Genomic DNA, 25,571 nt, shown 5'->3' with positions numbered 1-25,571 from the left:
TCCTGTATACTAACTAGTGCTGTGACATTGATAGCTGTGAAGCGTGAGGTTGCTGCCCAAGTGGCAGGTTTTCCGTGGAGCGAATGTCAAGTTAGGAAACTGACGACAAGTCACTGTACAAAATCTTGAAGACTTACCACGGGAATGTGGGAGTGTGTGAAACGTTAGATGACACACACGGGAATGTGTACAGTCGCCGCTTGTCGTACTACTTATAAGTGCGAAAAGGAGGAGACTTTTTTTATGGCAAGTCAGGTAATGAGAATCACATTAAAAGCTTACGATCATCAGTTAGTAGATGCATCCGCAAGCAAGATCATCGAGACTGTAAAGAAGAATGGAGCAACTGTTAGCGGACCGGTGCCGCTTCCCACTAAGAAGGAAGTAGTAACTATCCTGCGTGCGGTACACAAATACAAAGACTCCAGAGAGCAGTTCGAGCAGAGAACTCATAAGAGACTGATCGATATCATCACACCAACTCAGAAAACAGTTGATGCCCTGTCTCGTTTAGAGATGCCGGCTGGTGTTTACATTGATATCAAAATGAAACAGAAATAAGTCATGCTTAACGGGGCAGCCCGGTAAGATATGAGATTGTCCTTACAAGGTTGATATATAGTCTATATTGACTGTTTGTCTAGGATGATTGCACAACACAGTGTAATCCGCTGTAGATTCACAGGAGGTAAAGAAAAAATGAAGAAAGCGATTTTAGCTACCAAAGTCGGAATGACTCAAATCTTCAATGAAGACGGAGTTTTAACTCCCGTAACAGTGCTGCAGGCTGGTCCTTGTGTAGTAACACAGGTTAAGACACAGGATAACGACGGATACAGCGCAGTTCAGGTTGGTTTCGCAGACAAGAGAGAAAACCTTGTCAACAAACCGATGAAAGGACACTTTGACAAAGCTGGTGTTTCCTGCAAGAGATTTGTAAGAGAATTCAAATTAGACGGTGCTGAGGAGATGGCACTGGGCCAGGAAATCAAATGCGATGTTTTTGAAGCTGGCGATAAGATCGACGCTACTGCAATCAGCAAAGGTAAAGGATTCCAGGGCGCTATCAAGAGACACGGACAGTCCAGAGGACCTATGGCTCACGGTTCTAAATATCATCGTCATGCAGGTTCCAACGGTGCAGCATCAGATCCGAGTAAAGTATTCAAGGGCAAAAAGATGCCGGGCCAGATGGGAAATGTAAAAGTTACAGTTCAGAACCTGGAAGTTGTGAAAGTAGATACTGAGAACAACCTGCTTTTAGTTAAAGGAAGCGTTCCAGGACCGAAGAAATCCTTAGTAACAATCAAAGAATCTGTTAAAACCGTGAAATAAAGTTTTTCTGGGAAAGGAGGACCACACAGATGGCAAACGTATCTGTTTATAATATGGAAGGCAAAGAAGTTGGAACAATGGAATTAAACGATGCAGTGTTTGGCGTTGAGATCAACGACCATTTAGTGCATTTAGCTGTTGTTCGTCAGCTTGCAAATAAACGTCAGGGAACTCAGAAGGCGAAAACACGTTCTGAAGTGAGCGGCGGCGGAAGAAAACCGTGGAGACAGAAAGGAACCGGTCATGCTAGACAGGGTTCAACAAGATCTCCGCAGTGGACAGGCGGCGGTGTTGTATTCGCTCCGGTTCCGAGAGATTATGAAATCAAAATGAACAAGAAAGAAAGAAGAGCAGCTCTTAAATCCGCTCTGACAAGCAGAGTACAGGAGAACAAGCTCATCGTTCTTGATGACCTGAAATTAGATGAAGTAAAGACCAAGGCAATGCAGGCAGTTTTAAATAACCTGAATGTTTCCAAAGCAATGGTAGTACTGGCTGACAATGATCAGAACGTAGTATTATCCGCAAGAAACATCCCGGATGTGATCACAGCATTACCGAACACCATTAACGTATATGATGTTCTGAAATACAATACGGTAATCCTGACAAAATCTGCTGTAGCTTCAATTGAGGAGGTATACGCATAATGGCAAACGTACAGTATTATGATGTAATCCTGAAACCGGTTATTACCGAAAAGAGCATGGCTGCTATGGGCGAGAAGAAATATACTTTCTTAGTTCATCCGGAAGCAAACAAGACCATGATCAAAGAAGCTGTTGAGAAAATGTTCGAGGGAGCAAAAGTAAAAACTGTCAACACCATGAACTTAGATGGCAAGACAAAAAGACGCGGAATGACCTTCGGCAAAACAGCAAAAACCAAAAAAGCTGTTGTTACTTTAACAGAGGACAGCAAGGATATCGAAATCTTCGAGGGACTTTAATCAGCCCTTAACCAATAGTAACTAAGCGCAGTCAAGAAAAATTAATCCGATATTTGACTGCCGGCATGAAAACGCCAGGATGCGTTGTGAATAACAATGCTTGCGGCGTGGAGAATGAAAGGAGAGACAGAAATGGGAATTAAATCCTATAGTCCATATACACCTTCCAGAAGACACATGACAGGTTCTGATTTCTCTGAAATCACAACAGCAACACCTGAGAAGTCTCTGGTAGTGTCCTTAAATAAAAACGCTGGACGAAATAATCAAGGTAAAATTACAGTTAGGCACCGTGGTGGCGGCAGCAGAAGAAAATACAGAATCATCGACTTCAAGAGAAGAAAAGATGATATTCCCGGAACAGTAAAAACAATCGAGTACGATCCGAACAGAACTGCAAACATTGCATTAGTTGCATATGCAGATGGTGAGAAAGCATACATCCTTGCTCCGGAAGGATTAAAGGTTGGTATGAAGATCCAGAACGGTGCAAATGCCGAGGTTCGTGTAGGTAACTGCCTGCCTCTGTCTGAGATTCCGGTTGGTACTATGATCCACAACATTGAGCTGTATCCTGGAAAAGGCGGTCAGTTAGTTCGTTCCGCTGGAAACGGTGCACAGTTAATGGCAAAAGAAGGCAAATACGCAACCCTTCGTCTGCCGTCAGGTGAAATGAGAATGGTTCCGATTAACTGCCGCGCTTCTATCGGCGTAGTAGGTAACGGCGAGCACAGCCTTATCAATATTGGTAAAGCAGGACGTAAACGTCACATGGGTATCAGACCTACAGTTCGTGGTTCTGTTATGAACCCGAATGACCATCCGCACGGTGGTGGTGAAGGTAAGACCGGTATCGGCCGTCCGGGTCCGTGTACACCATGGGGCAAACCGGCTCTTGGCTTGAAGACAAGAAAGAAAAACAAACAGTCTAACAAGTATATCGTAAGAAGAAGAGATGGTAAAACATTAGCGAAATAAGGAGGTAAGGCTAAATGGCTCGTTCATTAAAAAAAGGACCGTTCGCAGATGAAAGCTTACTGAAAAAAGTAGACGCTCTGAATGCGGCTGGAAATAAAACAGTTATCAAAACCTGGTCACGTCGTTCTACAATCTTCCCGTCCTTCGTTGGACACACATTCGCTGTCCATGACGGAAGAAAACATGTGCCGGTATATGTAACAGAGGATATGGTTGGTCACAAACTCGGTGAGTTCGTTGCTACCAGAACCTACAGAGGACATGGCAAAGACGAGAAAAAATCAGGTGTTCGTTAATATTTTAGAAGGAGGCTTTTATCATGGCTAAAGGACATAGAAGTCAGATTAAAAGAGCAAGAAATGCTAATAAAGATACAAGACCGTCTGCGAAGATATCCTACGCTAGAATGTCCGTACAGAAAGCATGCTATGTACTGGATGTAATCCGTGGGAAAGACGTTCAGACTGCCCTTGGTATCCTGACATATAACCCAAGATACGCGTCAAGCGTAATCAAGAAATTACTGGAATCAGCAATCGCAAATGCTGAAAACAACAATGGTATGAACCCGGAAAACCTTTATATCGCTGAGTGCTACGCTAACAAAGCTCCGACTATGAAGAGAATCAAACCGAGAGCACAGGGCAGAGCTTACAGGATCGAAAAGAGAAACTGCCACGTTACCGTTGTGTTGGATGAGAGATAAGGAGGACAATCATGGGACAGAAAGTTAACCCACATGGACTGAGAGTCGGCGTTATCAAAGATTGGGATTCCAAATGGTACGCTGAAGGCGACTTCGCTGATAACTTAGTGGAAGATTATAACATCAGGACATTCCTGAAAAAGAAATTATACAGCGCAGGTGTTTCTAAGATTGAAATCGAGAGAGCATCTGACAGAGTAAAAGTGATCATCTATACTGCAAAACCGGGCGTTGTTATCGGTAAAGGCGGTTCTGAGATCGAAAAAGTGAAAGCTGAATTACAGAACTACACAAGCAAAAAACTGATCGTTGATATCAAAGAAGTAAAGAGACCGGACAAAGATGCTCAGTTAGTAGCTGAGAACATTGCGTTACAGTTAGAGAACCGTATTTCCTTCCGTCGTGCCATGAAATCTACTATGCAGAGAACCATGAGAGCCGGAGCAAAAGGAATCAAGACTGCTGTATCAGGACGTCTTGGCGGTGCAGATATGGCACGTACAGAGTTCTACAGCGAGGGAAATATTCCGCTGCAGACACTTAGAGCAGATATCGATTACGGTTTCGCTGAAGCAGATACCACCTACGGCAAAGTTGGCGTTAAGGCATGGATCTACAATGGCGAGGTACTTCCAACTAAAGGAACTAAGGAAGGGAGCGATAAATAATTATGTTAATGCCTAAAAGAGTTAAACGTCGTAAACAATTCCGCGGATCCATGAAAGGAAAAGCATTAAGAGGAAATAAAATCAACTACGGTGAGTTCGGCTTAGTATCAACTGAGCCGTGCTGGATCAAATCCAACCAGATTGAGGCAGCCCGTGTTGCTATGACCCGTTACATCAAACGTGGTGGTAAAGTTTGGATCAAGATTTTCCCGGATAAACCAGTAACAGCAAAACCAGCAGAAACACGTATGGGTTCCGGTAAAGGTGCCTTAGAATACTGGGTAGCAGTTGTAAAGCCAGGCAGAGTAATGTTTGAAATCGCAGGTGTGCCGGAAGAGACAGCACGCGAAGCGCTGCGTCTTGCTATGCACAAGTTACCATGTAAATGTAAAATCGTTTCTCGTGCAGACTTAGAAGGCGGTGATAACAGTGAAAATTAAAAATTATGTAGAAGATTTAAAAACAAAATCAGCTGCAGAATTACAGGAAGAATTAGTAGCTGCTAAAAAGGAACTCTTCAATTTGAGATTTCAGAATGCAACCAATCAATTGGACAATACAAGCAGAATCAAAGAGGTTCGCAAAAATATTGCCAGAATTCAGACACTGATTGCCCAGAACAAGGCAAAAGCAGCAGAGTAATAAGGGAGGCATAACCGTGGAAAGAAATCTTAGAAAAACACGTGTTGGTAAAGTTACAAGCAATAAGATGGATAAAACCATCGTTGTAGCGATTGAAGACCACGTTAAACATCCTCTTTACAAAAAAATTGTGAAGAGAACATATAAATTAAAAGCGCATGATGAAGAAAACACATGCAATATCGGTGACACTGTAAAAGTTATGGAAACAAGACCTCTGTCCAAAGACAAGAGATGGAGACTTGTTGAAGTAGTTGAAAGAGCCAAATAATTCGTAAGGAGGAATCCAAGCATGATTCAACAGGAAAGTAGACTTAGAGTCGCTGACAATACAGGTGCAAAAGAAATCCTCTGCATCCGTGTTATGGGTGGTTCTACGAGAAGATATGCTAACATCGGTGATGTGATCGTTGCTACTGTCAAAGATGCAACACCAGGTGGTGTTGTTAAAAAAGGTGATGTTGTGAAAGCCGTTGTTGTTCGTACTAAAAAAGGCGCTCGTCGTAAAGACGGATCCTACATCAAATTCGATGAGAACGCTGCAGTCATCATCAAGGATGACAAGACTCCGAGAGGAACCCGTATTTTTGGACCAGTAGCCAGAGAGCTTCGTGAGAAACAGTTTATGAAAATTGTTTCCTTAGCTCCCGAAGTATTATAGGAGGTAACCTGATGTCAACATTTAAGATTAAAAAAGGTGATACTGTTAAAGTGATCGCCGGTAAAGATAAAGACAAAGAAGGAAAAGTAATCTCTGTTAATCCGAAAAAAGGTGCTGTTCTGGTTGAAGGCGCAAACATGGTAACAAAGCACACAAAACCTTCCATGGCTAATCAGCAGGGCGGTATTGTTGAGAAGGAAGCTTGGCTGGATGTATCTAACGTTATGTTAGTACACGAAGGCAAAGCTACCAGAGTCGGCTTCAAGATGGAAGGCGACAAGAAAGTGCGTTTCGCCAAAGCTACAGGCAAAGTAATCGATTAATTAGAGAGGAGGCCATTTTAAAGTGAGCAGACTGAGAGAAGTATACAAAAATGAGATCGTAGACGCTATGGTCAAAAAGTTTGGTTATAAAAATATCATGGAAGTGCCGAAACTCGACAAAATCGTTGTGAACATGGGTGTAGGCGAAGCAAAGGAAAACGCAAAACTGTTAGATGCAGCCGTAGCTGACATGGAACTGATCACAGGTCAGAAAGCTGTAACAACAAAAGCAAAAAACTCCATTGCTAACTTCAAACTCCGTGAAGGCATGCCGATCGGTTGTAAAGTAACTCTGAGAGGCGAAAAAATGTATGAATTTGCTGATCGCCTTATCAACTTAGCACTGCCTCGAGTACGTGACTTCCGCGGCGTTAACCCTAACGCATTTGATGGAAGAGGTAACTATGCACTCGGTATCAAAGAGCAGTTAATTTTCCCGGAAGTGGAATACGATAAAGTCGATAAAGTAAGAGGTATGGACATCATTTTCGTTACAACTGCTAAAACAGACGAAGAAGCCCGCGAATTATTGACATTATTTAACATGCCATTTGCAAAGTAATTATAGGAGGGAAAATTCATGGCTAAAACAGCAATGAAATTAAAACAGCAGCGTAAACAGAAATTCTCTTCAAGAGAATACAATCGTTGCAGAATTTGTGGCCGTCCACATGCTTACTTGAGAAAATACGGAATCTGCAGAATCTGCTTCCGTGAATTAGCATACAAAGGCCAGATTCCGGGAGTGAAAAAAGCTTCCTGGTAGGCATTGAATATTTAGCGAGCGCAAGCCGCGGACTAAAAGTATCTAATCAGTTCATCCGCCTGGGCGGATATGGGATAAAGAATAGAAGGAGGAAACTCTAATGACAATGAGCGATCCAATTGCAGATATGCTTACAAGAATCCGTAATGCAAATACTGCAAAACATGATACAGTAGATGTTCCGGCATCTAAAATGAAACTTGCTATTGCCGATATCCTGGTAAAAGAGGGATATATCGCAAAATACGACGTTCTGGAAGACGGCGCATTCAAGACCATCCGTATCACCTTAAAATACGGTGCAGACAAGAATGAAAAGATCATTACAGGCCTGAAAAGAATTTCCAAACCGGGCTTACGTGTATACGCAGGCAGCCAGGAGATTCCGAGAGTTCTGGGCGGACTGGGTATTGCAATCCTGTCCACAAACCAGGGTGTTATCACAGATAAAGAAGCAAGAAAGCTGCACGTTGGCGGCGAGGTATTAGCATTCGTATGGTAATTGCCTCCCGGCTTTGGCCGGAAATATGCAATTTTCATAGATAGAGATACTGAAAACAGAAGGGAACCATAATAGGCCCTTCCGAAAATTTAAGTAAGGAGGACAACAGGTATGTCACGTATTGGAAGACAGCCAGTAGCTGTTCCGGCAGGCGTAGAAGTTAAAATTGCTGAGAACAATTTTGTGACCGTAAAAGGCGCAAAGGGAACACTTGAGAAAGCGTTACCGACAGAGATGTCAATCAAATTAGAGGATGGTCAGGTAGTTGTTACAAGACCAAATGATTTAAAGAAAATGAAATCTTTACACGGTTTAACAAGAACACTGATCCAGAACATGGTGATCGGTGTAAGCCAGGGATATGAAAAAACTCTGGAAGTTAACGGTGTAGGTTATAAAGCTGCAAAACAGGGTAAGAAACTGGTTCTCTCCTTAGGATACTCACATCCGGTAGAGATGGAAGACCCAGAAGGACTGGAATCTTCTGTAGATGGTAATAAAATCATCGTAAAAGGAATCGATAAAGAAAAAGTTGGCCAGTACGCTGCTGAAATCAGAGATAAGAGAAGACCGGAGCCATACAAAGGTAAAGGTATTAAGTATGCTGATGAAGTTATCAGACGTAAAGTTGGTAAAACTGGTAAGAAATAATTAAGGAGAGTGTAAAAATGGTTAGTAAAGTATCAAGAGCGAAAGTTCGCGCAAAAAAACATAGAAGATTACGTAATCATCTGAGCGGCACCGCTACAACTCCACGTTTAGCAGTTTTCCGCAGCAATAATCATATGTATGCTCAAATTATTGACGATACCGTTGGAAAAACTCTGGTTTCCGCTTCTACCACTCAGAAAGAGGTAAAAGCTGAATTGGAAAAAACCAATAACGTTGATGCTGCAGCATATTTAGGAACTGTGATCGGTAAGAAAGCTATCGAAGCAGGCATCAAAGAGGTTGTCTTTGACAGAGGCGGCTTTATATATCACGGAAAAATTCAGGCATTAGCAGACGCAGCACGTGAAGCTGGGTTAGAATTCTAATAAGGGAGGAAATGAACACATGAAACGTTCTATCATTGATGCTAGTCAGTTAGAATTAGAAGAAAAAGTAGTGTCAATCAAGCGTGTAACAAAGGTTGTTAAAGGTGGTCGTAACTTCCGTTTCACAGCTTTAGTTGTTGTAGGTGACGGCAATGGTCACGTAGGCGCTGGATTAGGAAAGGCAGCCGAGATTCCCGAAGCTATCCGCAAGGGAAAAGAGGATGCTATGAAGAAACTTGTTACAGTAGCAAGAGACGAAAACGGAAGTATTACCCATGACTTCATCGGAAAATTCGGAAGCGCTGAGATGCTGCTGAAGAAAGCTCCGGAAGGTACCGGTGTTATCGCCGGCGGCCCGGCCCGTGCGGTAATCGAGCTTGCAGGTATCAAAAACATCCGTACAAAATGTATGGGTTCCCGTAACAAACAGAACGTAGTTCTGGCTACCATCGCAGGTTTAAGTCAGTTAAAGACTCCGGAAGAAGTAGCAAAACTTCGTGGAAAATCTGTTGACGAGATTTTTGCGTAGGAGGATTGAAAAATGGCAGATAAATTAAGAATCACTCTGGTGAAATCTACAATCGGTGCTGTTCCGAAAAACAGAAAAACAGTAGAAGCTTTAGGTTTAAGAAAACTGAACAAGACAGTGGAAATGCCTGACAATGCAGCCGTTCGCGGTATGATCCAGCAGGTAAGACACTTAGTGAAAGTAGAAGAAATCTAATCATTGAAGAAGGAGGTGCAGTCATGGATTTATCAAATTTAAAACCAGCTGAAGGCTCCAGACAGAGCGATAACTTCAGAAGAGGCCGTGGCCACGGTTCAGGAAACGGTAAGACCGCAGGTAAAGGCCATAAAGGACAGAAAGCCCGTTCCGGAGCTAAGAGACCGGGATTTGAAGGTGGACAGATGCCTTTATACAGAAGACTTCCTAAGAGAGGCTTCAAATGCAGAAACTCTAAAGACATCGTAGCGATCAATGTCAGCGAGTTAAACAGATTCGAGGATGGAGCAGAGGTAACACCGGCAGCTTTACTGGCATCCGGAGCTATTTCCCGTCTTGGCGACGGCGTTAAAATCCTCGGAAGTGGTGAAATCACAAAGAAGGTTAACTTAAAGGTTAACGCTGTAAGCGAAACCGCTAAAACTAAAATCGAAGCTGCAGGTGGAACAGTCGAGGTGATTTAATGCTTGAGACTCTTAGGAACGCTTTTAAAATAAAAGATGTAAGACGTCGAATTTACTATGTATTGTTAATGCTGGTTGTTGTCCGGATTGGCTCTCAGCTGCCAATTCCGGGCGTAGACAGGGACTTTTTTAAGAACCTGTTTGCAAGCCAGTCTAATGATGCGTTCAATTTCTTCAATGCATTTACAGGCGGTTCATTTGAACAGATGTCTATCTTTGCGTTGAGTATTACGCCATATATCACATCATCTATCATCATTCAGCTTCTGACAATTGCAATTCCCAAATTGGAAGAAATGCAGCGTGACGGTGAGGAGGGCAGGAAGAAAATGACTGCCATCACCCGTTATCTGACTGTAGGTCTGGCTCTGTTCCAGTCTGTAGCCATGGTGATCGGCTTCGGTAACCGCGGCTGGCTGACAGAGATGAACTTCACCAGCATTGTTGTTGCAGTAGTGACCTTAACCGGCGGTTCTGCAATGCTGATGTGGATCGGTGAACAGATCACTGAAAAAGGTGTGGGAAATGGTATCTCTATCGTCCTGATGATCAACATTGTATCCAGGATCCCAAGCGACCTGGCTTCCCTGTTCGAGAAATTCGTAAAAGGGAAAACCATCGCAAGAGGCGGCCTGGCAGCTATCATTATCATGGCAATCATTATAGTGGTAGTGGTACTTGTACTTATCCTGAACGGTGGAGAGCGGAAGATTCCGGTCCAGTATTCCAAGAAGATGGTAGGAAGAAAAATGATGGGCGGACAGTCCAGTGCGATTCCTCTGAAGGTGAACACTGCAGGTGTTATTCCCATTATCTTCGCATCCTCCCTTATGTCTTTCCCGGTAGTCATCGCGAGCTTCCTGGGTAAAGGCGGCGGTACAGGAATCGGAAGCAAGATTTTAAAAGGTCTGACTTCAAGCAACTGGTTCAACCCGAATGAGCCTCTTTATTCCATTGGTCTGGTTGTTTACATCGTACTTGTTATTTTCTTTGCTTATTTCTATACATCCATCACATTCAATCCGATGGAAGTTGCGGATAATATGAAAAAACAGGGCGGTTTCATTCCGGGTATCCGTCCGGGTAAACCGACACAGGAATATCTGGAGAAAATCTTAAGTTACATTATCTTCATCGGTGCCACAGGTCTGGTCATTGTTGCCGTTATCCCATTCTTCTTTAATGGTGTGTTCGGTGCAAATGTTTCTTTCGGCGGTACATCCATCATCATCGTGGTGGGCGTTGTCCTGGAGACGATCAAGCAGGTTGAGTCCCGTATGCTGGTTCGTAACTACAAGGGATTTTTAAGTGAATAAGCTTATATGATTTAAGTGTACCCACTTTTGTGGGTGCACTAAAATGCTATATAAGGACACACACCCTGATTGGGGTCTGGGCAGCAATCCGTGGGCTATGATTCCGCGCTTATACTTTAAGGCGGAATGCGGATTGAAATACGAAAGGGGAAGAGAAGTATGAAGATTATTATGTTAGGCGCACCGGGGGCAGGAAAAGGAACACAGGCGAAGAAAATTGCGGAGAAGTATCAGATTCCGCATATCTCCACTGGTGATATTTTCCGTGCCAACATCAAGAACGGAACAGAGCTGGGTAAAAAGGCTAAGACCTATATGGATCAGGGCCTGCTGGTTCCGGATGAATTAGTAGTGGACCTGGTAGTGGACAGAGTGGCACAGGATGACTGTGAAAATGGTTATGTGCTGGATGGATTCCCCAGAACAATTCCCCAGGCAGAGAGCCTGGACGCAGCGCTGGCTAAAATGGGTCAGAAGGTGGATTATGCCATTGACGTGGATGTTCCGGATGAGAATATTGTAAACCGTATGTCCGGCAGAAGAGCGTGTGTAGGATGCGGCGCTACTTACCATATCAAGTACAATCCTCCGAAAACAGAGGATGTATGTGATATCTGCGGTGAGAAACTGATTCTGAGAGATGATGATCAGCCGGAGACTGTTTTAAAACGTCTCACAGTATATCATGACCAGACACAGCCCCTGATTGACTACTATACCAAGTCCGGTATATTAAAACAGGTTGACGGAACCGTCGATATGGAAGATGTGTTCCAGGCGATCGTCAAAATATTAGGAGCGTAAAAAATGTCAGTATCGATAAAAACTGCCAATGAAATTGAACTTATGAGGGAGGCCGGAAGGCTTCTGGAGAAGGTACACGACGAGCTGAGGGATTTTATCCGTCCGGGTATTTCCACCCTCGACATTGACCAGTATGGAGAAAAGCTTATCCGTCAGATGGGCTGTATACCGAATTTCCTGAACTATAATGGATATCCGGCATCTATCTGTGTCTCTGTCAACGATGAGGTGGTACACGGAATTCCGCGTAAGGACCACATTCTCCAGGATGGGGATATTGTGAGTCTGGACGCCGGGCTGATCTACAAAGGATATCATTCAGACGCGGCACGTACCCATGCGGTGGGCGAGATCGCGCCGGAGGCGCAGAAACTCATTGATGTGACCAGACAGAGTTTCTTTGAAGGAATCAAGTATGCCAGGGCAGGACAGCATTTATATGAAATCTCCGCAGCCATCGGCGCATATGCAGAGAAGTTCGGATACGGTGTAGTCAGGGATTTGGTCGGACATGGAATCGGCACAAGCCTGCACGAAGACCCGCAGATACCGAATTTCCGTCAGAAGCGCAGAGGGCTGAGACTTCAGGCAGGTATGACTCTTGCGATTGAACCGATGATTAATGAAGGCAGAGCCGATGTGGTTTGGCTGGATGATGACTGGACCGTGGTGACAGAAGATGGTTCTCTGTCAGCCCACTATGAAAATACCATTCTCATCACAGACGGCGATCCTGAAATACTGACCTTGAGTGAGTAGGTGGACCTATGAGCGAGGTGAGAGCAGGAATGGCAGCGGTTTCCATGGCTGGCCATGATACCGGCAGATATTATATCATCGTCAGAGCGGAGGACGGATATGTCTATCTGGCTGACGGAACGCTTAGGACTTGTGAGCATCCCAAGAAGAAGAAAATGAGGCATGTCCAGATCAACCGCAGGATTTCCCCGGAGATTGAGAGTATTCTCAGTGAAGGCGGGGAATGGAAGAATGAAACTATCAAGAGAGTTGTAAAAGAATATAGAAGGAAACAGGAGGTTTGATATATGTCAAAGGCAGATGTTATTGAAGTAGAAGGAACGGTACTGGAGAAGTTGCCGAACGCTATGTTTAAGGTGGAACTGGAGAATAAACATGTGATTCTGGCGCACATCAGCGGGAAACTGAGGATGAATTTCATCAGGATTCTTCCGGGAGATAAGGTGACGATTGAGATGTCACCGTATGATCTGAGTAAGGGCAGGATTATCTGGAGAGACAAATAAGAGTTTTGGTTGATATTGGTTGTTGGTTTTATGAAGGGGATGCGGGCTGCTTTGCGGAGTGGGAGGCATCTCCTTTTTTGGTTTAAGGCGGGGGATGGATAGAGGGCGGACGTGAAACAGGGATGCGGCGGGGGCGGAGGTGGGAATGGGGTGAGCGGCGCACTGCGCCTGTCAGGGAGCTAACCTGCTCCCATACACTAAATTCGTCAGCAAGGGCTTCCTCATTAAGTGTCTGGGGCAGGTGGATCTCCCAGACGCTCCGTGAAACGCCGCTCACCCCATTCCCACCTCCGCCCCCGCCGCATCCCTGTTTCACTGGTGTTCTCTTTCCGCGGATATGTTTTTATCTATGGAGGAGCCTTATTGCTGTACAGACTGGTGGAAAAGGTTTTCTATCCGGTATGTCTATAGGATTCGATGAAATTTGCCATTTAGTAGGTAAATAAGTGAGGTAAAATCTGGTTTTGACGGTAAAATACCTATAGGATTCAATGAAATTTGCCATTTAGTAGGTAAATAGGTGAGGTAAAATCTGGTTTTGGCGGTAAAATACCTATAGGATTCAATGAAATTTGCCGTTTAGTAGGTAAATAAGTGAGGTAAAATCTGGTTTTGGCGGTAAAATACCTATAGGATTCAATGAAATTTGCCATTTAGTAGGTAAGTGGGTGAGGTAAGACTTGATTTTGGTGCCAAAGTACCTATAGGGTTCGATGATCCTTGTATTTTAGTAGGTAAATGGTAGGGTTCAACCTTGTTTTGGCGGTAGAATACCTATAGGATTCACTGAATCTTGTATTTTAGTAGGTAAATGAGTGGGGTAAGCCTGTTTTTGGAGCAAAATACCTATAGGATTCACTGAAACTTGCCTTTAAGTAGGTAAATAGGTGAGGTAAGACCTTGCTTTTGGTGCCAAAATATCTATAGGATTCATTGAATCTTGTATTTTAGTAGGTAAATGGGTGAGGGACGCCCCGGTTTTGGTGTTAAATTACCTATAGGTTTCAATGAATCATTGAATTTAGTAGGTAGTTCGGGGAGATACGCCTTTTTTCTCAAAGATATCCTATAATTTTTGGAGATATAGTTGAGGTTATTTCTATTATGGTGGATGTGCTCTGATAGGCAGCCTCAATACATTCTTCCCTGTTTTCATACAAATCTGCTATTGAGAATAAAAATGAGCATTCATTGAGCCTTTCGGTGTCTAAAAACAGCCGGAGGCGGTCCTGGGGTTCCCCGGGCGGGCGTTTAAGAGCGGGTAGAGAAGCTTACAAGATCCACACGTTAGCAAGCACTTAGTGAAGAGCCCTAAGGCGATGAACTTAGTGCGGGTTACGTGTTAGCTTGGAAGTTCTCTGCTCTCGTTCGCCCGGGGAACCCCAGGACCGCCTCCGGCGTCCGTTTTGCCAACAAATATGCCATTTCAATCAATAAGTGGAAATTTTTTAAAAAAGTGCTTGCATTCTTGCAACGACAGTGTTATCATTAAAAACGTACTTTTGTGCTCGTACGTGGACTTTTTATGCCCATGTGCAGAGAAATTCAGAAAGGAGGGTTATCCGTGAAGGTAAGATCATCTGTAAAACCGATTTGCGAAAAATGCAAAGTTATCAAGAGAAAAGGCAGTATCAGAATTATCTGTGAAAACCCGAAACACAAACAGCGTCAGGGTTAAGCATGGAACTCTAAAAGAATGCTGTTTTTTGGCATGAAATTTGAGATGCGTGTTTAAACGATGTGATTTGTGTGAATTATTTTAGTGCGGCTGCAGTATGAAACGCGCGGTTGCGTTGTTCGTACTGATTAAATATAGTAATATATCACGTTTGTCGTCCTGCCGAGAGGGCGATTACAGAATATTGCTTAATACCGTCGCTCTGCCGTGACGGAAAGGCTGCGTAAAATTTTATTTTGCGGCTGGATGCATAGAGACCCGTCATTTTTATGTATCCCAATTAGGAACAATATTTTTTAAGAACAATGGAGGAACAAATACATGGCTCGTATAGCTGGTGTAGACTTACCAAGAGAAAAACGTGTTGAAATTGGTCTGACTTATATCTACGGAATTGGTAGAACAAGTGCTGACCGTATCTTAGTAGAGGCAGGAGTAAACCCTGACACTCGCTGCAGGGATTTAACTGACGAAGAAGTAGGAAAGATTCGTGATGCAATCGATGAACTGAATATCGCTGTAGAGGGTGATCTGAGAAGAGAAATCGCTCTGAACATCAAGAGATTACAGGAAATCGGATGCTACAGAGGAATCCGCCACAGAAAAGGACTTCCGGTTCGCGGACAGAAGACTAAGACAAATGCAAGAACCAGAAAAGGCCCGAAGAGAACTGTTGCTAACAAGAAGAAATAATTTATGACAAGAGAGAGTTCGCAGTGCGTACTTTCTGCAGTCAATATAAGAAACATGATAATTTTTGATTAAGTGAGAAAGTAGGTTAGTTTAAAAATGGCTAAAGTTACAAAAAAAGTGACAAAAAAGCGTATTAAGAAAAACGTTGAACGCGGACAGGCACATATCCAGTCATCTTTCAACAATACAATCGTAACATTGACAGATGCTGAAGGAAATGCTTTATCATGGGCAAGTGCCGGTGGTCTGGGATTTAAAGGTTCAAGGAAATCTACTCCGTATGCAGCACAGATGGCTGCAGAGACTGCTACAAAAGCAGCGTTAGTTCATGGTCTGAAGACTGTTGACGTTTTTGTAAAAGGACCGGGATCAGGAAGAGAAGCAGCAATCCGTGCGCTCTCAGCTTGTGGTCTGGAAGTTACAAGCATTCGCGACGTAACACCGGTTCCCCACAACGGATGCCGTCCACCAAAACGTAGAAGAGTCTAATTAGGAGGTTAAGAAATCATGGCAGTAAATAGAGTACCGGTTCTGAAAAGATGTAGATCCCTGGGTCTGGATTCTGTATATTTAGGAATTGACAAGAAATCCACCAGACAGTTAAGAAGAGCAAACAGAAAAATGTCTGAGTACGGACTTCAGTTAAGAGAAAAACAGAAAGCTAAATTCATCTACGGCGTTCTGGAGAAACCTTTCCGTAACTACTACGTAAAGGCTGACCAGAAACAGGGTCAGACAGGTGAAAACCTGATGATCATGCTGGAGACACGTCTGGACAATGTTATCTTCCGTATGGGATTCGCAAGAACCAGAAGAGAAGCAAGACAGATCGTTGACCATAAACATGTAATGGTAAACGGCAAACAGGTAAACATTCCGTCTTACCTGGTAAAAGCCGGAGACACAATCGAAATCAAAGAAAAATGCAAATCTTCTCAGAGATATAAAGACGTTCTGGAAGCAACAGGCGGACGTCTTGTACCGGCTTGGTTAGATGTTGACCAGGAAAATCTGAAAGGTGAAGTAAAAGCACTTCCGACAAGAGAGGAAATCGACGTTCCTGTTGACGAGATGTTAATCGTCGAGTTGTATTCTAAGTAATATGCACGTAGCAAGGAGGGCTTTGCATGTTCGATTTTAACAAACCCAAAATTCAAATCACAGAAATGTCTGATGATAAGAGATATGGGAAATTCGTGGTGGAACCACTGGAGCGAGGATATGGTATCACTCTCGGCAACTCTTTAAGAAGAATCATGCTTTCTTCTTTACCGGGTGCTGCAGTGAGCCAGGTCAAGATTGACGGTGTTCTGCACGAATTCAGTTCGATTCCGGGTGTGAAAGAGGATGTGACACAAATCATCATGAATCTGAAAAACCTGGCAATCAAGAACACAAGCGACAGCACAGAACCCAAGACAGCTTATATCGAGTTTGAAGGCGAAGGTGTTGTCACAGGCGCAGATATCCCGGTTGACCAGGATATCGAAGTCCTGAACCCAGAACAGGTAATTGCCACCTTAAACGGCGGCACAGGATGCAAATTCAATGCAGAACTGACAATTACCAAGGGTCGCGGATATGTCAGCGCTGACAAAGGAAAAACAGACGATATGCCGATTGGTGTGATTGCTGTTGATGCAATTTATACTCCGGTAGAGTGTGTGAACATGACTGTTGAAAATACCCGTGTCGGTCAGGTTACTGACTTTGACAAACTGACACTGGATATTTACACCAATGGTACCCTGGACGCCGATGAGGCAGTCAGCCTTGCGGCTAAAGTACTGAGCGAGCATTTAAGCCTCTTTATTGATCTTTCTGAAAGTGCAAAGACTGCAGAAGTCATGATTGAGAAGGAAGATGACGAGAAGGAAAAAGTTCTGGAGATGAACATCGATGAACTTGAGTTATCCGTTCGTTCCTACAACTGCTTAAAACGTGCTGGTATCAATACAGTAGAAGAACTTTGCAACCGTACTTCTGAAGATATGATGAAAGTCCGTAACCTGGGACGCAAATCTCTGGAAGAAGTGCTTGCGAAGCTGAAAGAATTGGGCTTACAGTTAAATCCCAGCGAGGAGTAAGCCTCTGATAAGAATTTATGGGCAAAAAGCTATATGTCAGTAAGACCGAAGAAGCATGGCATATGGTTCCACAAATGGAGGAAATATTGAGATGGCAAAATATAGAAAATTAGGCAGAACATCTGACCAGAGAAAAGCATTACTGAGAAGCCAGGTGACAAACCTGTTATATCACGGTAAAATCGTTACCACTGAGACCAGAGCAAAAGAAGTTCGCAAAATTGCTGACGGACTGATCGCTATGGCAGTGAAAGAAAAAGACAACTTTGAGACAGTTAAAGTTATGGCAAAAGTTCCGCGCAAAGATGCTGACGGAAAGAGAGTAAAAGAAGTTGTTGATGGTAAGAAAGTTACCGTATATGACGAAGTGGAAAAGGAGATCAAAAAAGATGCTCCTTCCAGATTACATGCAAGAAGACAGATGCTGAAGGTTTTCTATCCGATTAAGGAAGTTCCGGCTGCAGCTGCTGGTAAGAAGAAAAATACCAAAGAAGTGGACATGGTAGACAAAATGTTTACTGAGATCGCTCCGAAATATGTTGACCGTAATGGTGGTTATACTCGTATCATCAAGATCGGACCGCGTAAGGGCGATGCTGCTATGGAAGTGGTATTGGAGTTAGTTTAATATGAGTGTTGGGCCTCTGGGGGAACCTGGGGGCCTTTTTTTTGTATGAAGGGGGACGGGGAACCCGCGGCAGGGAGCAGCCCTGTGGTATCCTGTGAACGGTGCACTGCGCTTGCCAGGGAGCTAACCTGCTCTCAGTCGCTAAATTCGTCAGCAGAGGCTTCCTCATTAAGCGTCTGAGGCAGGTGGATCTCCCGGGCGCTCCGTGAACACCGTTCACAGGATACCACAGGGCTGCTCCCTGCCGCGGGTTCCCCTGAGAGCGTCATGCGGGAAAAAAAGAGAATAAAAAAGAGGATGCGGGGGATGAGGGTTGTATAATTGGGGGTTCGGTAGTAAAATAAGCTGGAGATGAAAAGGGAGGATTGGTTATGGGTAAGAGGATGTTGTTTATTTTTAATCCCAGGGCTGGGAAGGGGAGTATTAAGAACAGGCTGGTGGATATTCTTGATATATTTGTGAAGGCTGGGTATGAGGTGACTGTGCATCCTACGCAGGCTTATAGGGATGGGCAGAGAGTGGCAAGACGTAAGGGGGGAGAGTATGACCTGCTGGTTACCAGCGGGGGGGATGGGACCTTGGATGAGATCGTGACGGGGATCATGGAAGGGGGACATTCGACTCCGGTGGGGTATATTCCTGCGGGGAGTACCAATGATTTTGCCAATAGTCTGCATGTGTCTAAGAATATGCTGGAGGCGGCTGTGGATATTGTGGAGGGAAGGGCGCACGCTTTTGATGTGGGAAAGTTTAATGATGACTTTTTTGTTTATATTGCGGCGTTCGGGCTGTTTACGGATGTTTCTTATGAGACGAACCAGGATCTGAAGAATATTCTGGGGCATGCGGCTTATATATTAGAGGGAACACAGAGGCTTTTTAATATCAGGTCCTATAATATGGCGGTGGAGAGCGCGGAATGTAACATGGAAGGGGAATTTATCTTTGGGATGGTGAGTAATGCCACTTCTGTGGGAGGATTTCGGAAGCTGACAGGGCCGGATGTGATGCTGGATGACGGGGTGTTTGAGGTTATGCTGGTGCACAGGCCTAAAAATATACTGGAGCTGAATGAGATCATTGCGTCTCTGCTGGGTGGGGCGGATACGAAGCTGATCGAGTCATTTAAGACGTCTTCGCTGAAGATTTCCTGTGACGGGCCTGTTTCCTGGACTTTGGACGGGGAATTCGGGGGTGAGCACAGGGATGTGGAAATTACGAATATGAAGCATGCAGTACAGATTATGATCAAAGAGGATGAGACGGTGCCTCTGATCAATACGCTGGAATAGGGATACCACTTCTGCACACATCAGAATACTATAATAGAAACAGAAACTAATCAGGTGTGCAATGAATTCTCTGGCTGTTTTAAAGGGTATATTGTTGATTCTTGCACTGACCATGGATTCTTTCGTGGTCAGTTTTGCTTATGGGGTGAGTAAGACTAAGATGCCTTTTGGTATTGTGGTTTGTATGAACCTGCTGATGAGTACAATTTTGGGTACCGCTATTTTTATGGGAAGTCGGCTGGCAGCGCTGCTTCCGGAAGGAGTTACGGGGAGACTGGGGTTTCTTCTGCTGTTTGGGATTGGATGTTACAGGCTTTTTTCTTATTTTTTGAAGAAGGGGGAAGCGGATACAGATAAGGTGAAGGCGCTGAATCTGCTGGAAGGACTGGGGCTTGCTTTTATTTTGTCTCTCGACAGTATTGCGGTGGGCATCGGGACCGGGCTGGTGCAGTCCGGGCAGGTGATGCTGGTCATCGGCTCTTTTTTGGCAGGTATCGCTGTGATGGAGGCTGGATGGATGCTGGGACATGGGACCAGGCATATACTGAACCGGGACCTGTCCTGGCTCAGCGGAGTGTGTCTTCTTCTGCTGGCAATTGGCTCCCTGCGGGGATGAATTGTAAATTTTTTCTTGATTTTTAGCGGTTTTTGAGGTATCTTAGAAACAGTTTCAATGACCAGGTGTCTCTGCGGGTCTCAGGTGCGGGGACATATGACTTGTTAAGGGGTAGGTATGGGGCCTGGGAGAGATGTAGTATGGGGCAGCACAGTAAGGAAAGGAAAAACATATGAGCGAGTATACAAACGTAGCTGAAATTTTTGGAGAGGACGTGTTTAATGACACTGTCATGCAGCAGCGTCTGCCGAAAAAGGTTTACAAGGATTTGAAACAGGCGATCCTGGAGGGGAAAGAACTGTCTCCTGAGATGGCTGATGTGATTGCCCATGAAATGAAGGAATGGGCTATAGAAAAAGGGGCAACACATTATACACACTGGTTTCAGCCGCTGACAGGCGTGACTGCTGAGAAACATGATTCTTTTATCACAGCACCGCTTCCAAGTGGAAAAGTCCTGATGAGTTTTTCCGGAAAAGAGTTGATCAAGGGTGAACCGGATGCGTCTTCCTTCCCGTCCGGCGGGCTACGCGCCACTTTTGAGGCCAGGGGTTATACGGTCTGGGACTGTACCTCTCCGGCATTTGTAAGGCATGATGCGGCAGGTGCCACACTCTGTATTCCTACAGCCTTTTGCTCCTATACCGGGGAAGCTCTTGACCAGAAGACCCCGCTGCTGCGTTCCATGCAGGCTGTCAATAAACAGGCACTGCGCCTGATCCGCCTTTTTGGCGATACAACAGCCAAGAAAGTTACCCCCTCCGTGGGAGCGGAGCAGGAGTATTTCCTGGTAAGTGATAAGAATTTTATGCAGAGAAAGGATCTGACTTTTACAGGGCGTACGCTTTTCGGAGCCATGCCTCCCAAGGGTCAGGAGATGGATGACCATTATCTGGGAACCATCCGCCAGAAAATATCTGCATATATGAAGCACGTAAATGAGGAACTGTGGAGACTGGGCGTTACCTCCAAGACACAGCATAATGAAGCGGCTCCGGCACAGCATGAGCTGGCTCCCATCTATGCGGAAGTCAATGTGGAGGTTGACCATAATCAGATCATAATGCAGACGCTGAAGCGTATCGCCTCCCAGCACGGGATGAAATGTCTGCTTCATGAGAAGCCGTTTGCAGGCGTAAATGGTTCCGGTAAGCACAACAACTGGTCCCTGACAACGGACACAGGTGTAAATCTGCTGGATCCGGGTATTACACCTCATCAGAATATCCAGTTCCTGCTTGTTTTAAGCTGTGTACTGAAGGCCGTGGACAGACACGCGGCACTGCTTCGGGAATCCGCCGCAGATGTGGGAAATGACCATCGTCTGGGCGCAAATGAAGCTCCTCCGGCCATCATCTCTGTATTCCTGGGAGACCAGCTTACAGATGTTATGAACCAGTTGATCACAACAGGAATGGCTGACCACAGTATTGAGAGCGAGAAGCTGGAGACCGGTGTAAAATCCATTCCGGAGTTTATGCGTGATACCACAGACAGGAACAGGACCTCACCTTTTGCCTTCACAGGCAATAAGTTTGAATTCCGTATGGTTGGTTCCAGGGATTCTATAGCGCCGGCCAATATGGTATTGAACACCATTGTTGCCCAGTCCTTCAAGGAAGCCTGTGATGTGCTGGAGAAGGCAGAGGACTTCGATATGGCAGTCCATGACCTGATCAAGAAGAATTTTACAGAGCATCAGAGGATTGTATTCAACGGAAACGGATATTCCGAGGAGTGGGTGGAAGAGGCTGCTAAGAGAGGCCTTCCCAACATCGGATGCATGGTGGAAGCTGTGGAAGCCCTGACTTATGAGGAATCCGTGAGCCTGTTTGAGGAGTTCGGCGTATTTACAAAGGCTGAGCTGGAATCCAGAAAAGAGATCAAATACGAGACATATTCCAAGGCCATCAATATTGAGGCAAGGACTATGATAGATATTGCCAGCAAACAGATCATTCCGGCAGTGATCAAATACACGAAGAATCTGGCGGACTCCATCAATGCAGTGGTGTCAGCAGGCATTCTGGATGTAGATGTGCAGACAGAACTGCTCAGGGACACATCCGGCCTTCTGAAGGATACCAGGAATGCGCTGAACCATTTAAAAGAAGTGGCAAAGACAGCAGCGGACATGGAGGAGGGAAGAGACCGTGCCTTCTATTACCGTGAAAAGGTAATGCCGGCAATGGAAGCCCTGCGCCGTCCTGTGGATGAACTGGAAATGATCGTGGATAAGGATATCTGGCCCATGCCGTCTTATGGGGATCTGTTGTTTGATGTATAAAACGGCTGCCGGGAATCATTATAAATAATACAGGAAAAGGTGTTCCGGATACAGATTCGGAACACCTTTTGTGTTATAATAATAAAAGCGGTGTTGCATCTGCAACAGACTGGAATCCATATGGGATGATATAATCGGATAAAAGTTAGAGATTCATATGTGAAGAAGTATTTTGTAATTACCCTGACGCAGGGTAGGAGTAGAATAAATAGGTGAGAGGAATCAGACATGGAGAAAGAATTGGAATTTTTACGGGAACAGGGCGTGGACAGCGGACTCATTGACGGCGTGGAGGAATTTCGGGCAAAATATGATGTGGCAGAGGAGGCAAAGGGGCGTGTGATCTGCCCGGATATGCCCTTTTACGGCAGGGAAGTTCTGGAAATGGGAATCGCTGCTCTTTTGGAAGGGGAGAACCTGCTTTTGACAGGCCCCAAAGCTACAGGAAAAAATATGCTGGCGGAAAATCTGGCCTGGATTTTCGGACGTCCGGTGTACAATGTTTCTTTCCATGTAAATACCAACAGCGGTGACTTAATAGGAACAGATACATTTGTCAATAATGAGGTGGAGCTGAGAAAGGGAAGCATCTACCGGTGTGCCGAGTTCGGCGGTTTCGGAGTCCTGGATGAGATCAATATGGCAAAAAATGATGCGGTTTCCGTTCTTCACGCCTCCCTGGATTACAGGCGTTGCATTGATGTGCCCGGATATGACAAGATTGACCTGCACGACGCAGCACGCTTTATCGGAACCATGAATTATGGATATGCGGGAACAAAAGAACTGAATGAGGCCCTGGTCTCCCGTTTTCTTGTGATCGATATGCCGCCTCAGAATGAGGAAACCCTGGAATATATATTCCGGAGAAAATTCCCCAGTATCAAAGAAAACGCCCTGAAGCAGTGGATTGGGCTGTTCATGGACCTGCAGACAAAGGCAGGCAACAGTGAGATCACCACAAAGTCCCTTGATCTGCGGGGAATGCTGGGGGCGCTGAAGGCGGTTTCCTGCGGCCTTGGCCCGGCGCTTGCTGTCCGTATGGGGGTAGTCAACAAATGCTTTGACGTGTTTGAAAAAGAGATCGTCCAGGATGTGGTTATGACAAGAATACCGGAATCCTGGACCACAGAGGATGTGTTTCAATGAGAGAAGAATTTGAGCTGGAGCTGGAAAACAGAATCCGCAACCTCATGTGGACGGTGAGCGGGGATTATACCCTGGATGTGAAGCCGGATCTTGACAGTTTCCGGCGTTCCAGGTATATTGCCCTCTATGACGGTATCAAACAGGGGGCATTTGCCCGCTATTTTGACCGGGAGGAGCTATCTCTTTATCTGGTCAAGAAAATATACCTCCATGCTTCGGAAGGGGAGCTTATAAGCCTTGCGCAGCTCTGTATTGAGTGGGCCGTCTGTGATCGGATCATGGAGGAGAGAGAAGGCGTAGGGGAGATCAGAAGAAGAGCTTTTGAGGACACCCTGGAGCTGGATTTTTCCCAATTGGTAGGATATGAGGCAGGGCGGTTAAAAATCTCTCTTTTTAAGGAGGCTCTGAACGGAAAGGAACCAGCCACGGACAGACTCCGGGGCTTCATGGAGAGAGTCTATGAGCTGAAAAATGCCGCAGATACTATGGAAGTCATACGGACAGTGGATTTTCTTTATAATGAGATTGTGGATCCCCGGTTTGAAAAGCAGCATGGTTCCCTGGAGCGGGTGCTGGCGGTCACCCTGGAGGAACTGACAGAGTTTTCCTGGAAGGATTATCTGGAGGAGGAAGCCCTGGAGGAGACATTTTCCGCTTACCTGGACAAAGTGACGGAGAGCATGACCAACCTGGATATGATGGAGCAGGAAAAGCAGCAGGAGAAGGAAGAGGACGGGGAAGAGGAGAACACCAACAGGAAAAAGGTGCTGGTGGTGGATGAAAAGGCCCTGGAGCGCATGTACAGCTATGTACAGAGAAATTACGGGAAGACTTTTCTGACAGAAGCGGAGGAAAAACGCCTGAACTATTTACTGTGCAGGGGAATCCATGCAGACTGCAGCCTGTATTTTACGGAGGGAGTTCTAAAGAATCCGGTGCTCCGCAATTATCAGTATGAATATGCGAAAAAGCAGAAGGATAAGAACCTTTATGCCTATCACAATAATCACAGAATGGTGAAAAATAATATCTGGACGCTTACAGACATGCTGAAAAAAGCGTTTACCATGCGGGATGAGACAGATGAAGTGCTGTCGGACAGGGGCAGAATCATTCCCTCCCGGCTGTGGAGGATCGGCAGGACAGATGACGCCAAGTTCTTTGTACGGGAACTGAAGCAGGACAACAGTGATTTTGTGGTGGATGTGCTCATTGATGCCAGCGGCTCCCAGAGGAGCCGGCAGGGTCAGGTTGCCATGCAGGCGTATATTCTGAGTGAAGCCCTGAGCAATGTGAATATTCCCCACAGGGTGATGAGTTTCTGCACTTTCTGGGATTATACGATCATGCACCGTTTCCGCGGTTATGAGGATGACAGGAGTGCAAACAGTAATATTTTTGAATATATCACATCCTCTAATAACAGAGACGGACTTGCCCTGAAGGCAGCAGGCCACGAACTGCTGAACCGGGACGAGGAACATAAAGTCCTTATCGTGTTAAGCGACGGTCGTCCCTATGATGTGATATTGAACCGTCCAAATGCCAGAAACCCGCAGCCGTACCAGGGAAAATACGCCATCTCGGATACGGCCTTCGAGGTGCGGAGACTGCGGAATCAGGGTGTGTGTGTCCTGGGGGTATTTGCAGGGGAGGAGAAGGATCTTCCGGCGGAGAAGAAAATCTTCGGGAAGGATTTTGCCTATATCCACAATGTAAATGGATTTTCCAAAGTGGTGGGGAGATATCTGATTCGGCAATTGGAAAAAGAGGAATAGTACAGACGGCAGAGGCCTTCGGTGATATGCCCCCTGTCAAGTAGACAGGTTAAATATCTAAAATGAAATGCAGATGAGAGACTATGAAGAAAAGTCTGTAAATAAGATTCTTCTATGATAATGAGTGGTGAAAAGTCTTAAGAATAGGCTTTTCACCCTTACTTTATATATAACAGTTACAAAAAGGCATGTCAACAGCAGGCGGTAAATCCGCCTGTTATTT

General features: G+C 45.1%; 38 protein-coding genes. 37 read left to right on the top strand and 1 reads right to left on the bottom strand.

What is annotated here, in order from left to right; translation table 11 throughout:
• Nucleotides 1–243 precede the first annotated feature (243 nt).
• The 26 genes from rpsJ (at nt 244) to infA (ending at nt 13,140) form a co-directional block, all read left to right on the top strand.
• Complete coding sequence (gene rpsJ, locus V8Q34_RS25915; protein ID WP_018597892.1) at nt 244–561, top strand: 30S ribosomal protein S10; 318 nt, start codon at nt 244–246, stop codon at nt 559–561.
• Nucleotides 562–699: 138 nt separating this feature from the next.
• Nucleotides 700–1,335, top strand: a complete 636-nt coding sequence (rplC, locus tag V8Q34_RS25910; RefSeq protein WP_033143884.1) for a 50S ribosomal protein L3 — start codon at nt 700–702, stop codon at nt 1,333–1,335.
• A gap of 29 nt (nt 1,336–1,364) precedes the next feature.
• Nucleotides 1,365–1,985 (top strand): 50S ribosomal protein L4, encoded by a 621-nt coding sequence (gene rplD / locus V8Q34_RS25905; RefSeq protein WP_033143883.1) that lies wholly within the window; start codon nt 1,365–1,367, stop codon nt 1,983–1,985.
• Nucleotides 1,985–2,284 carry a 50S ribosomal protein L23 gene (gene rplW / locus V8Q34_RS25900; protein WP_033143882.1) on the top strand — a complete coding sequence of 100 codons (300 nt, stop codon included), beginning with the start codon at nt 1,985–1,987 and terminating at the stop codon, nt 2,282–2,284. The genes rplD and rplW overlap by 1 nt, the downstream gene beginning before the upstream one ends.
• 132 nt (nt 2,285–2,416) lie before the next feature.
• Nucleotides 2,417–3,262, top strand: coding sequence for a 50S ribosomal protein L2 (gene rplB / locus V8Q34_RS25895; protein WP_033143881.1), 846 nt, complete (start codon nt 2,417–2,419; stop codon nt 3,260–3,262).
• Nucleotides 3,263–3,276: 14 nt separating this feature from the next.
• Entirely contained in the window at nt 3,277–3,558 is a 282-nt protein-coding gene (gene rpsS, locus V8Q34_RS25890) for a 30S ribosomal protein S19 (RefSeq protein WP_018597897.1), read from the top strand.
• A gap of 23 nt (nt 3,559–3,581) precedes the next feature.
• Entirely contained in the window at nt 3,582–3,968 is a 387-nt protein-coding gene (rplV, locus tag V8Q34_RS25885) for a 50S ribosomal protein L22 (protein ID WP_018597898.1), read from the top strand.
• A gap of 11 nt (nt 3,969–3,979) precedes the next feature.
• Entirely contained in the window at nt 3,980–4,636 is a 657-nt protein-coding gene (gene rpsC, locus V8Q34_RS25880) for a 30S ribosomal protein S3 (protein ID WP_033143880.1), read from the top strand.
• 2 nt (nt 4,637–4,638) lie between these two features.
• A complete protein-coding gene (gene rplP, locus V8Q34_RS25875; protein ID WP_103731980.1) occupies nt 4,639–5,076 on the top strand; it encodes a 50S ribosomal protein L16 in 438 nt (145 codons plus the stop codon).
• Complete coding sequence (gene rpmC / locus V8Q34_RS25870) at nt 5,066–5,278, top strand: 50S ribosomal protein L29 (RefSeq protein ID WP_033143878.1); 213 nt, start codon at nt 5,066–5,068, stop codon at nt 5,276–5,278. Before rplP ends, rpmC begins: the two co-directional genes overlap by 11 nt.
• A gap of 16 nt (nt 5,279–5,294) precedes the next feature.
• Complete coding sequence (rpsQ, locus tag V8Q34_RS25865; RefSeq protein ID WP_033143877.1) at nt 5,295–5,549, top strand: 30S ribosomal protein S17; 255 nt, start codon at nt 5,295–5,297, stop codon at nt 5,547–5,549.
• Between the two features lie 21 nt (nt 5,550–5,570).
• A complete protein-coding gene (gene rplN / locus V8Q34_RS25860) occupies nt 5,571–5,939 on the top strand; it encodes a 50S ribosomal protein L14 (RefSeq protein WP_033143876.1) in 369 nt (122 codons plus the stop codon).
• Between the two features lie 11 nt (nt 5,940–5,950).
• On the top strand, nt 5,951–6,262 hold the full coding sequence (gene rplX / locus V8Q34_RS25855) for a 50S ribosomal protein L24 (RefSeq protein WP_018597904.1): 312 nt from the start codon (nt 5,951–5,953) through the stop codon (nt 6,260–6,262).
• 22 nt (nt 6,263–6,284) lie between these two features.
• Nucleotides 6,285–6,824 carry a 50S ribosomal protein L5 gene (rplE, locus tag V8Q34_RS25850; protein WP_033143875.1) on the top strand — a complete coding sequence of 180 codons (540 nt, stop codon included), beginning with the start codon at nt 6,285–6,287 and terminating at the stop codon, nt 6,822–6,824.
• Nucleotides 6,825–6,842: 18 nt separating this feature from the next.
• Complete coding sequence (locus V8Q34_RS25845) at nt 6,843–7,028, top strand: type Z 30S ribosomal protein S14 (RefSeq protein WP_018597906.1); 186 nt, start codon at nt 6,843–6,845, stop codon at nt 7,026–7,028.
• A 100-nt stretch (nt 7,029–7,128) separates the two neighbouring features.
• Nucleotides 7,129–7,530, top strand: a complete 402-nt coding sequence (gene rpsH, locus V8Q34_RS25840; RefSeq protein WP_033143874.1) for a 30S ribosomal protein S8 — start codon at nt 7,129–7,131, stop codon at nt 7,528–7,530.
• 111 nt (nt 7,531–7,641) lie between these two features.
• Nucleotides 7,642–8,181, top strand: coding sequence for a 50S ribosomal protein L6 (gene rplF, locus V8Q34_RS25835; protein WP_033143873.1), 540 nt, complete (start codon nt 7,642–7,644; stop codon nt 8,179–8,181).
• A gap of 17 nt (nt 8,182–8,198) precedes the next feature.
• Complete coding sequence (gene rplR, locus V8Q34_RS25830; RefSeq protein ID WP_033143872.1) at nt 8,199–8,567, top strand: 50S ribosomal protein L18; 369 nt, start codon at nt 8,199–8,201, stop codon at nt 8,565–8,567.
• Nucleotides 8,568–8,586: 19 nt separating this feature from the next.
• A complete protein-coding gene (rpsE, locus tag V8Q34_RS25825; RefSeq protein ID WP_033143871.1) occupies nt 8,587–9,096 on the top strand; it encodes a 30S ribosomal protein S5 in 510 nt (169 codons plus the stop codon).
• Between the two features lie 12 nt (nt 9,097–9,108).
• Nucleotides 9,109–9,291, top strand: coding sequence for a 50S ribosomal protein L30 (gene rpmD, locus V8Q34_RS25820; protein ID WP_033143870.1), 183 nt, complete (start codon nt 9,109–9,111; stop codon nt 9,289–9,291).
• A gap of 23 nt (nt 9,292–9,314) precedes the next feature.
• The gene (gene rplO / locus V8Q34_RS25815) at nt 9,315–9,755 is read left to right on the top strand and encodes a 50S ribosomal protein L15 (protein WP_033143869.1); all 441 of its coding nucleotides are present in this window, start codon (nt 9,315–9,317) and stop codon (nt 9,753–9,755) included.
• Entirely contained in the window at nt 9,755–11,071 is a 1,317-nt protein-coding gene (gene secY / locus V8Q34_RS25810; protein ID WP_033143868.1) for a preprotein translocase subunit SecY, read from the top strand. Before rplO ends, secY begins: the two co-directional genes overlap by 1 nt.
• A 159-nt stretch (nt 11,072–11,230) precedes the next feature.
• A complete protein-coding gene (locus V8Q34_RS25805; protein WP_033143867.1) occupies nt 11,231–11,875 on the top strand; it encodes an adenylate kinase in 645 nt (214 codons plus the stop codon).
• A gap of 3 nt (nt 11,876–11,878) precedes the next feature.
• Nucleotides 11,879–12,634 carry a type I methionyl aminopeptidase gene (gene map / locus V8Q34_RS25800; RefSeq protein ID WP_033143866.1) on the top strand — a complete coding sequence of 252 codons (756 nt, stop codon included), beginning with the start codon at nt 11,879–11,881 and terminating at the stop codon, nt 12,632–12,634.
• An 8-nt stretch (nt 12,635–12,642) separates the two neighbouring features.
• Nucleotides 12,643–12,918, top strand: a complete 276-nt coding sequence (locus tag V8Q34_RS25795; protein WP_033143865.1) for a KOW domain-containing RNA-binding protein — start codon at nt 12,643–12,645, stop codon at nt 12,916–12,918.
• A gap of 3 nt (nt 12,919–12,921) precedes the next feature.
• Nucleotides 12,922–13,140: a translation initiation factor IF-1 gene (gene infA, locus V8Q34_RS25790; protein WP_003022750.1), complete on the top strand. Its 219-nt coding sequence runs from the start codon at nt 12,922–12,924 to the stop codon at nt 13,138–13,140.
• An 82-nt stretch (nt 13,141–13,222) separates the two neighbouring features.
• Here infA and V8Q34_RS25785 read toward each other — a convergent pair whose 3' ends face one another.
• Complete coding sequence (locus tag V8Q34_RS25785) at nt 13,223–13,456, bottom strand: hypothetical protein (protein WP_335836576.1); 234 nt, start codon at nt 13,454–13,456, stop codon at nt 13,223–13,225.
• Nucleotides 13,457–14,704: 1,248 nt separating this feature from the next.
• Between V8Q34_RS25785 and rpmJ the strand changes: the two genes are divergently transcribed.
• The 11 genes from rpmJ to V8Q34_RS25730 all read left to right on the top strand — a co-directional run bounded on the left by rpmJ (nt 14,705) and on the right by V8Q34_RS25730 (nt 25,348).
• Entirely contained in the window at nt 14,705–14,818 is a 114-nt protein-coding gene (gene rpmJ / locus V8Q34_RS25780; RefSeq protein ID WP_003022746.1) for a 50S ribosomal protein L36, read from the top strand.
• Nucleotides 14,819–15,139: 321 nt separating this feature from the next.
• Nucleotides 15,140–15,511 carry a 30S ribosomal protein S13 gene (gene rpsM / locus V8Q34_RS25775; protein ID WP_018595060.1) on the top strand — a complete coding sequence of 124 codons (372 nt, stop codon included), beginning with the start codon at nt 15,140–15,142 and terminating at the stop codon, nt 15,509–15,511.
• A 96-nt stretch (nt 15,512–15,607) separates the two neighbouring features.
• Nucleotides 15,608–16,000, top strand: a complete 393-nt coding sequence (rpsK, locus tag V8Q34_RS25770) for a 30S ribosomal protein S11 (RefSeq protein WP_018595061.1) — start codon at nt 15,608–15,610, stop codon at nt 15,998–16,000.
• A gap of 18 nt (nt 16,001–16,018) precedes the next feature.
• Nucleotides 16,019–16,612 carry a 30S ribosomal protein S4 gene (gene rpsD, locus V8Q34_RS25765; protein WP_335836575.1) on the top strand — a complete coding sequence of 198 codons (594 nt, stop codon included), beginning with the start codon at nt 16,019–16,021 and terminating at the stop codon, nt 16,610–16,612.
• 26 nt (nt 16,613–16,638) lie between these two features.
• Nucleotides 16,639–17,598, top strand: coding sequence for a DNA-directed RNA polymerase subunit alpha (locus V8Q34_RS25760; protein ID WP_335836574.1), 960 nt, complete (start codon nt 16,639–16,641; stop codon nt 17,596–17,598).
• A gap of 91 nt (nt 17,599–17,689) precedes the next feature.
• Complete coding sequence (locus V8Q34_RS25755; protein ID WP_033143863.1) at nt 17,690–18,226, top strand: bL17 family ribosomal protein; 537 nt, start codon at nt 17,690–17,692, stop codon at nt 18,224–18,226.
• 371 nt (nt 18,227–18,597) lie between these two features.
• Nucleotides 18,598–19,518 (top strand): diacylglycerol/lipid kinase family protein, encoded by a 921-nt coding sequence (locus V8Q34_RS25750; RefSeq protein WP_033143862.1) that lies wholly within the window; start codon nt 18,598–18,600, stop codon nt 19,516–19,518.
• Between the two features lie 61 nt (nt 19,519–19,579).
• Entirely contained in the window at nt 19,580–20,134 is a 555-nt protein-coding gene (locus V8Q34_RS25745) for a manganese efflux pump (protein WP_227212154.1), read from the top strand.
• Nucleotides 20,135–20,306: 172 nt separating this feature from the next.
• On the top strand, nt 20,307–22,421 hold the full coding sequence (locus tag V8Q34_RS25740; protein ID WP_033143860.1) for a glutamine synthetase III family protein: 2,115 nt from the start codon (nt 20,307–20,309) through the stop codon (nt 22,419–22,421).
• A gap of 228 nt (nt 22,422–22,649) precedes the next feature.
• Nucleotides 22,650–23,570, top strand: a complete 921-nt coding sequence (locus V8Q34_RS25735) for an AAA family ATPase (protein WP_033143859.1) — start codon at nt 22,650–22,652, stop codon at nt 23,568–23,570.
• Entirely contained in the window at nt 23,567–25,348 is a 1,782-nt protein-coding gene (locus tag V8Q34_RS25730; protein ID WP_227242401.1) for a cobaltochelatase CobT-related protein, read from the top strand. The genes V8Q34_RS25735 and V8Q34_RS25730 overlap by 4 nt, the downstream gene beginning before the upstream one ends.
• The last annotated feature ends 223 nt before the right edge of the window (nt 25,349–25,571 follow it).

It is taken from the genome of Blautia sp. JLR.GB0024 (assembly GCF_037000545.1).
In the GTDB taxonomy this organism is placed as follows: Bacteria; Bacillota; Clostridia; order Lachnospirales; family Lachnospiraceae; genus Blautia; species Blautia celeris.
The sequence above is the reverse complement of the archived record's forward strand: the minus strand, read 5'-3'. Positions and strand labels throughout refer to the sequence as shown.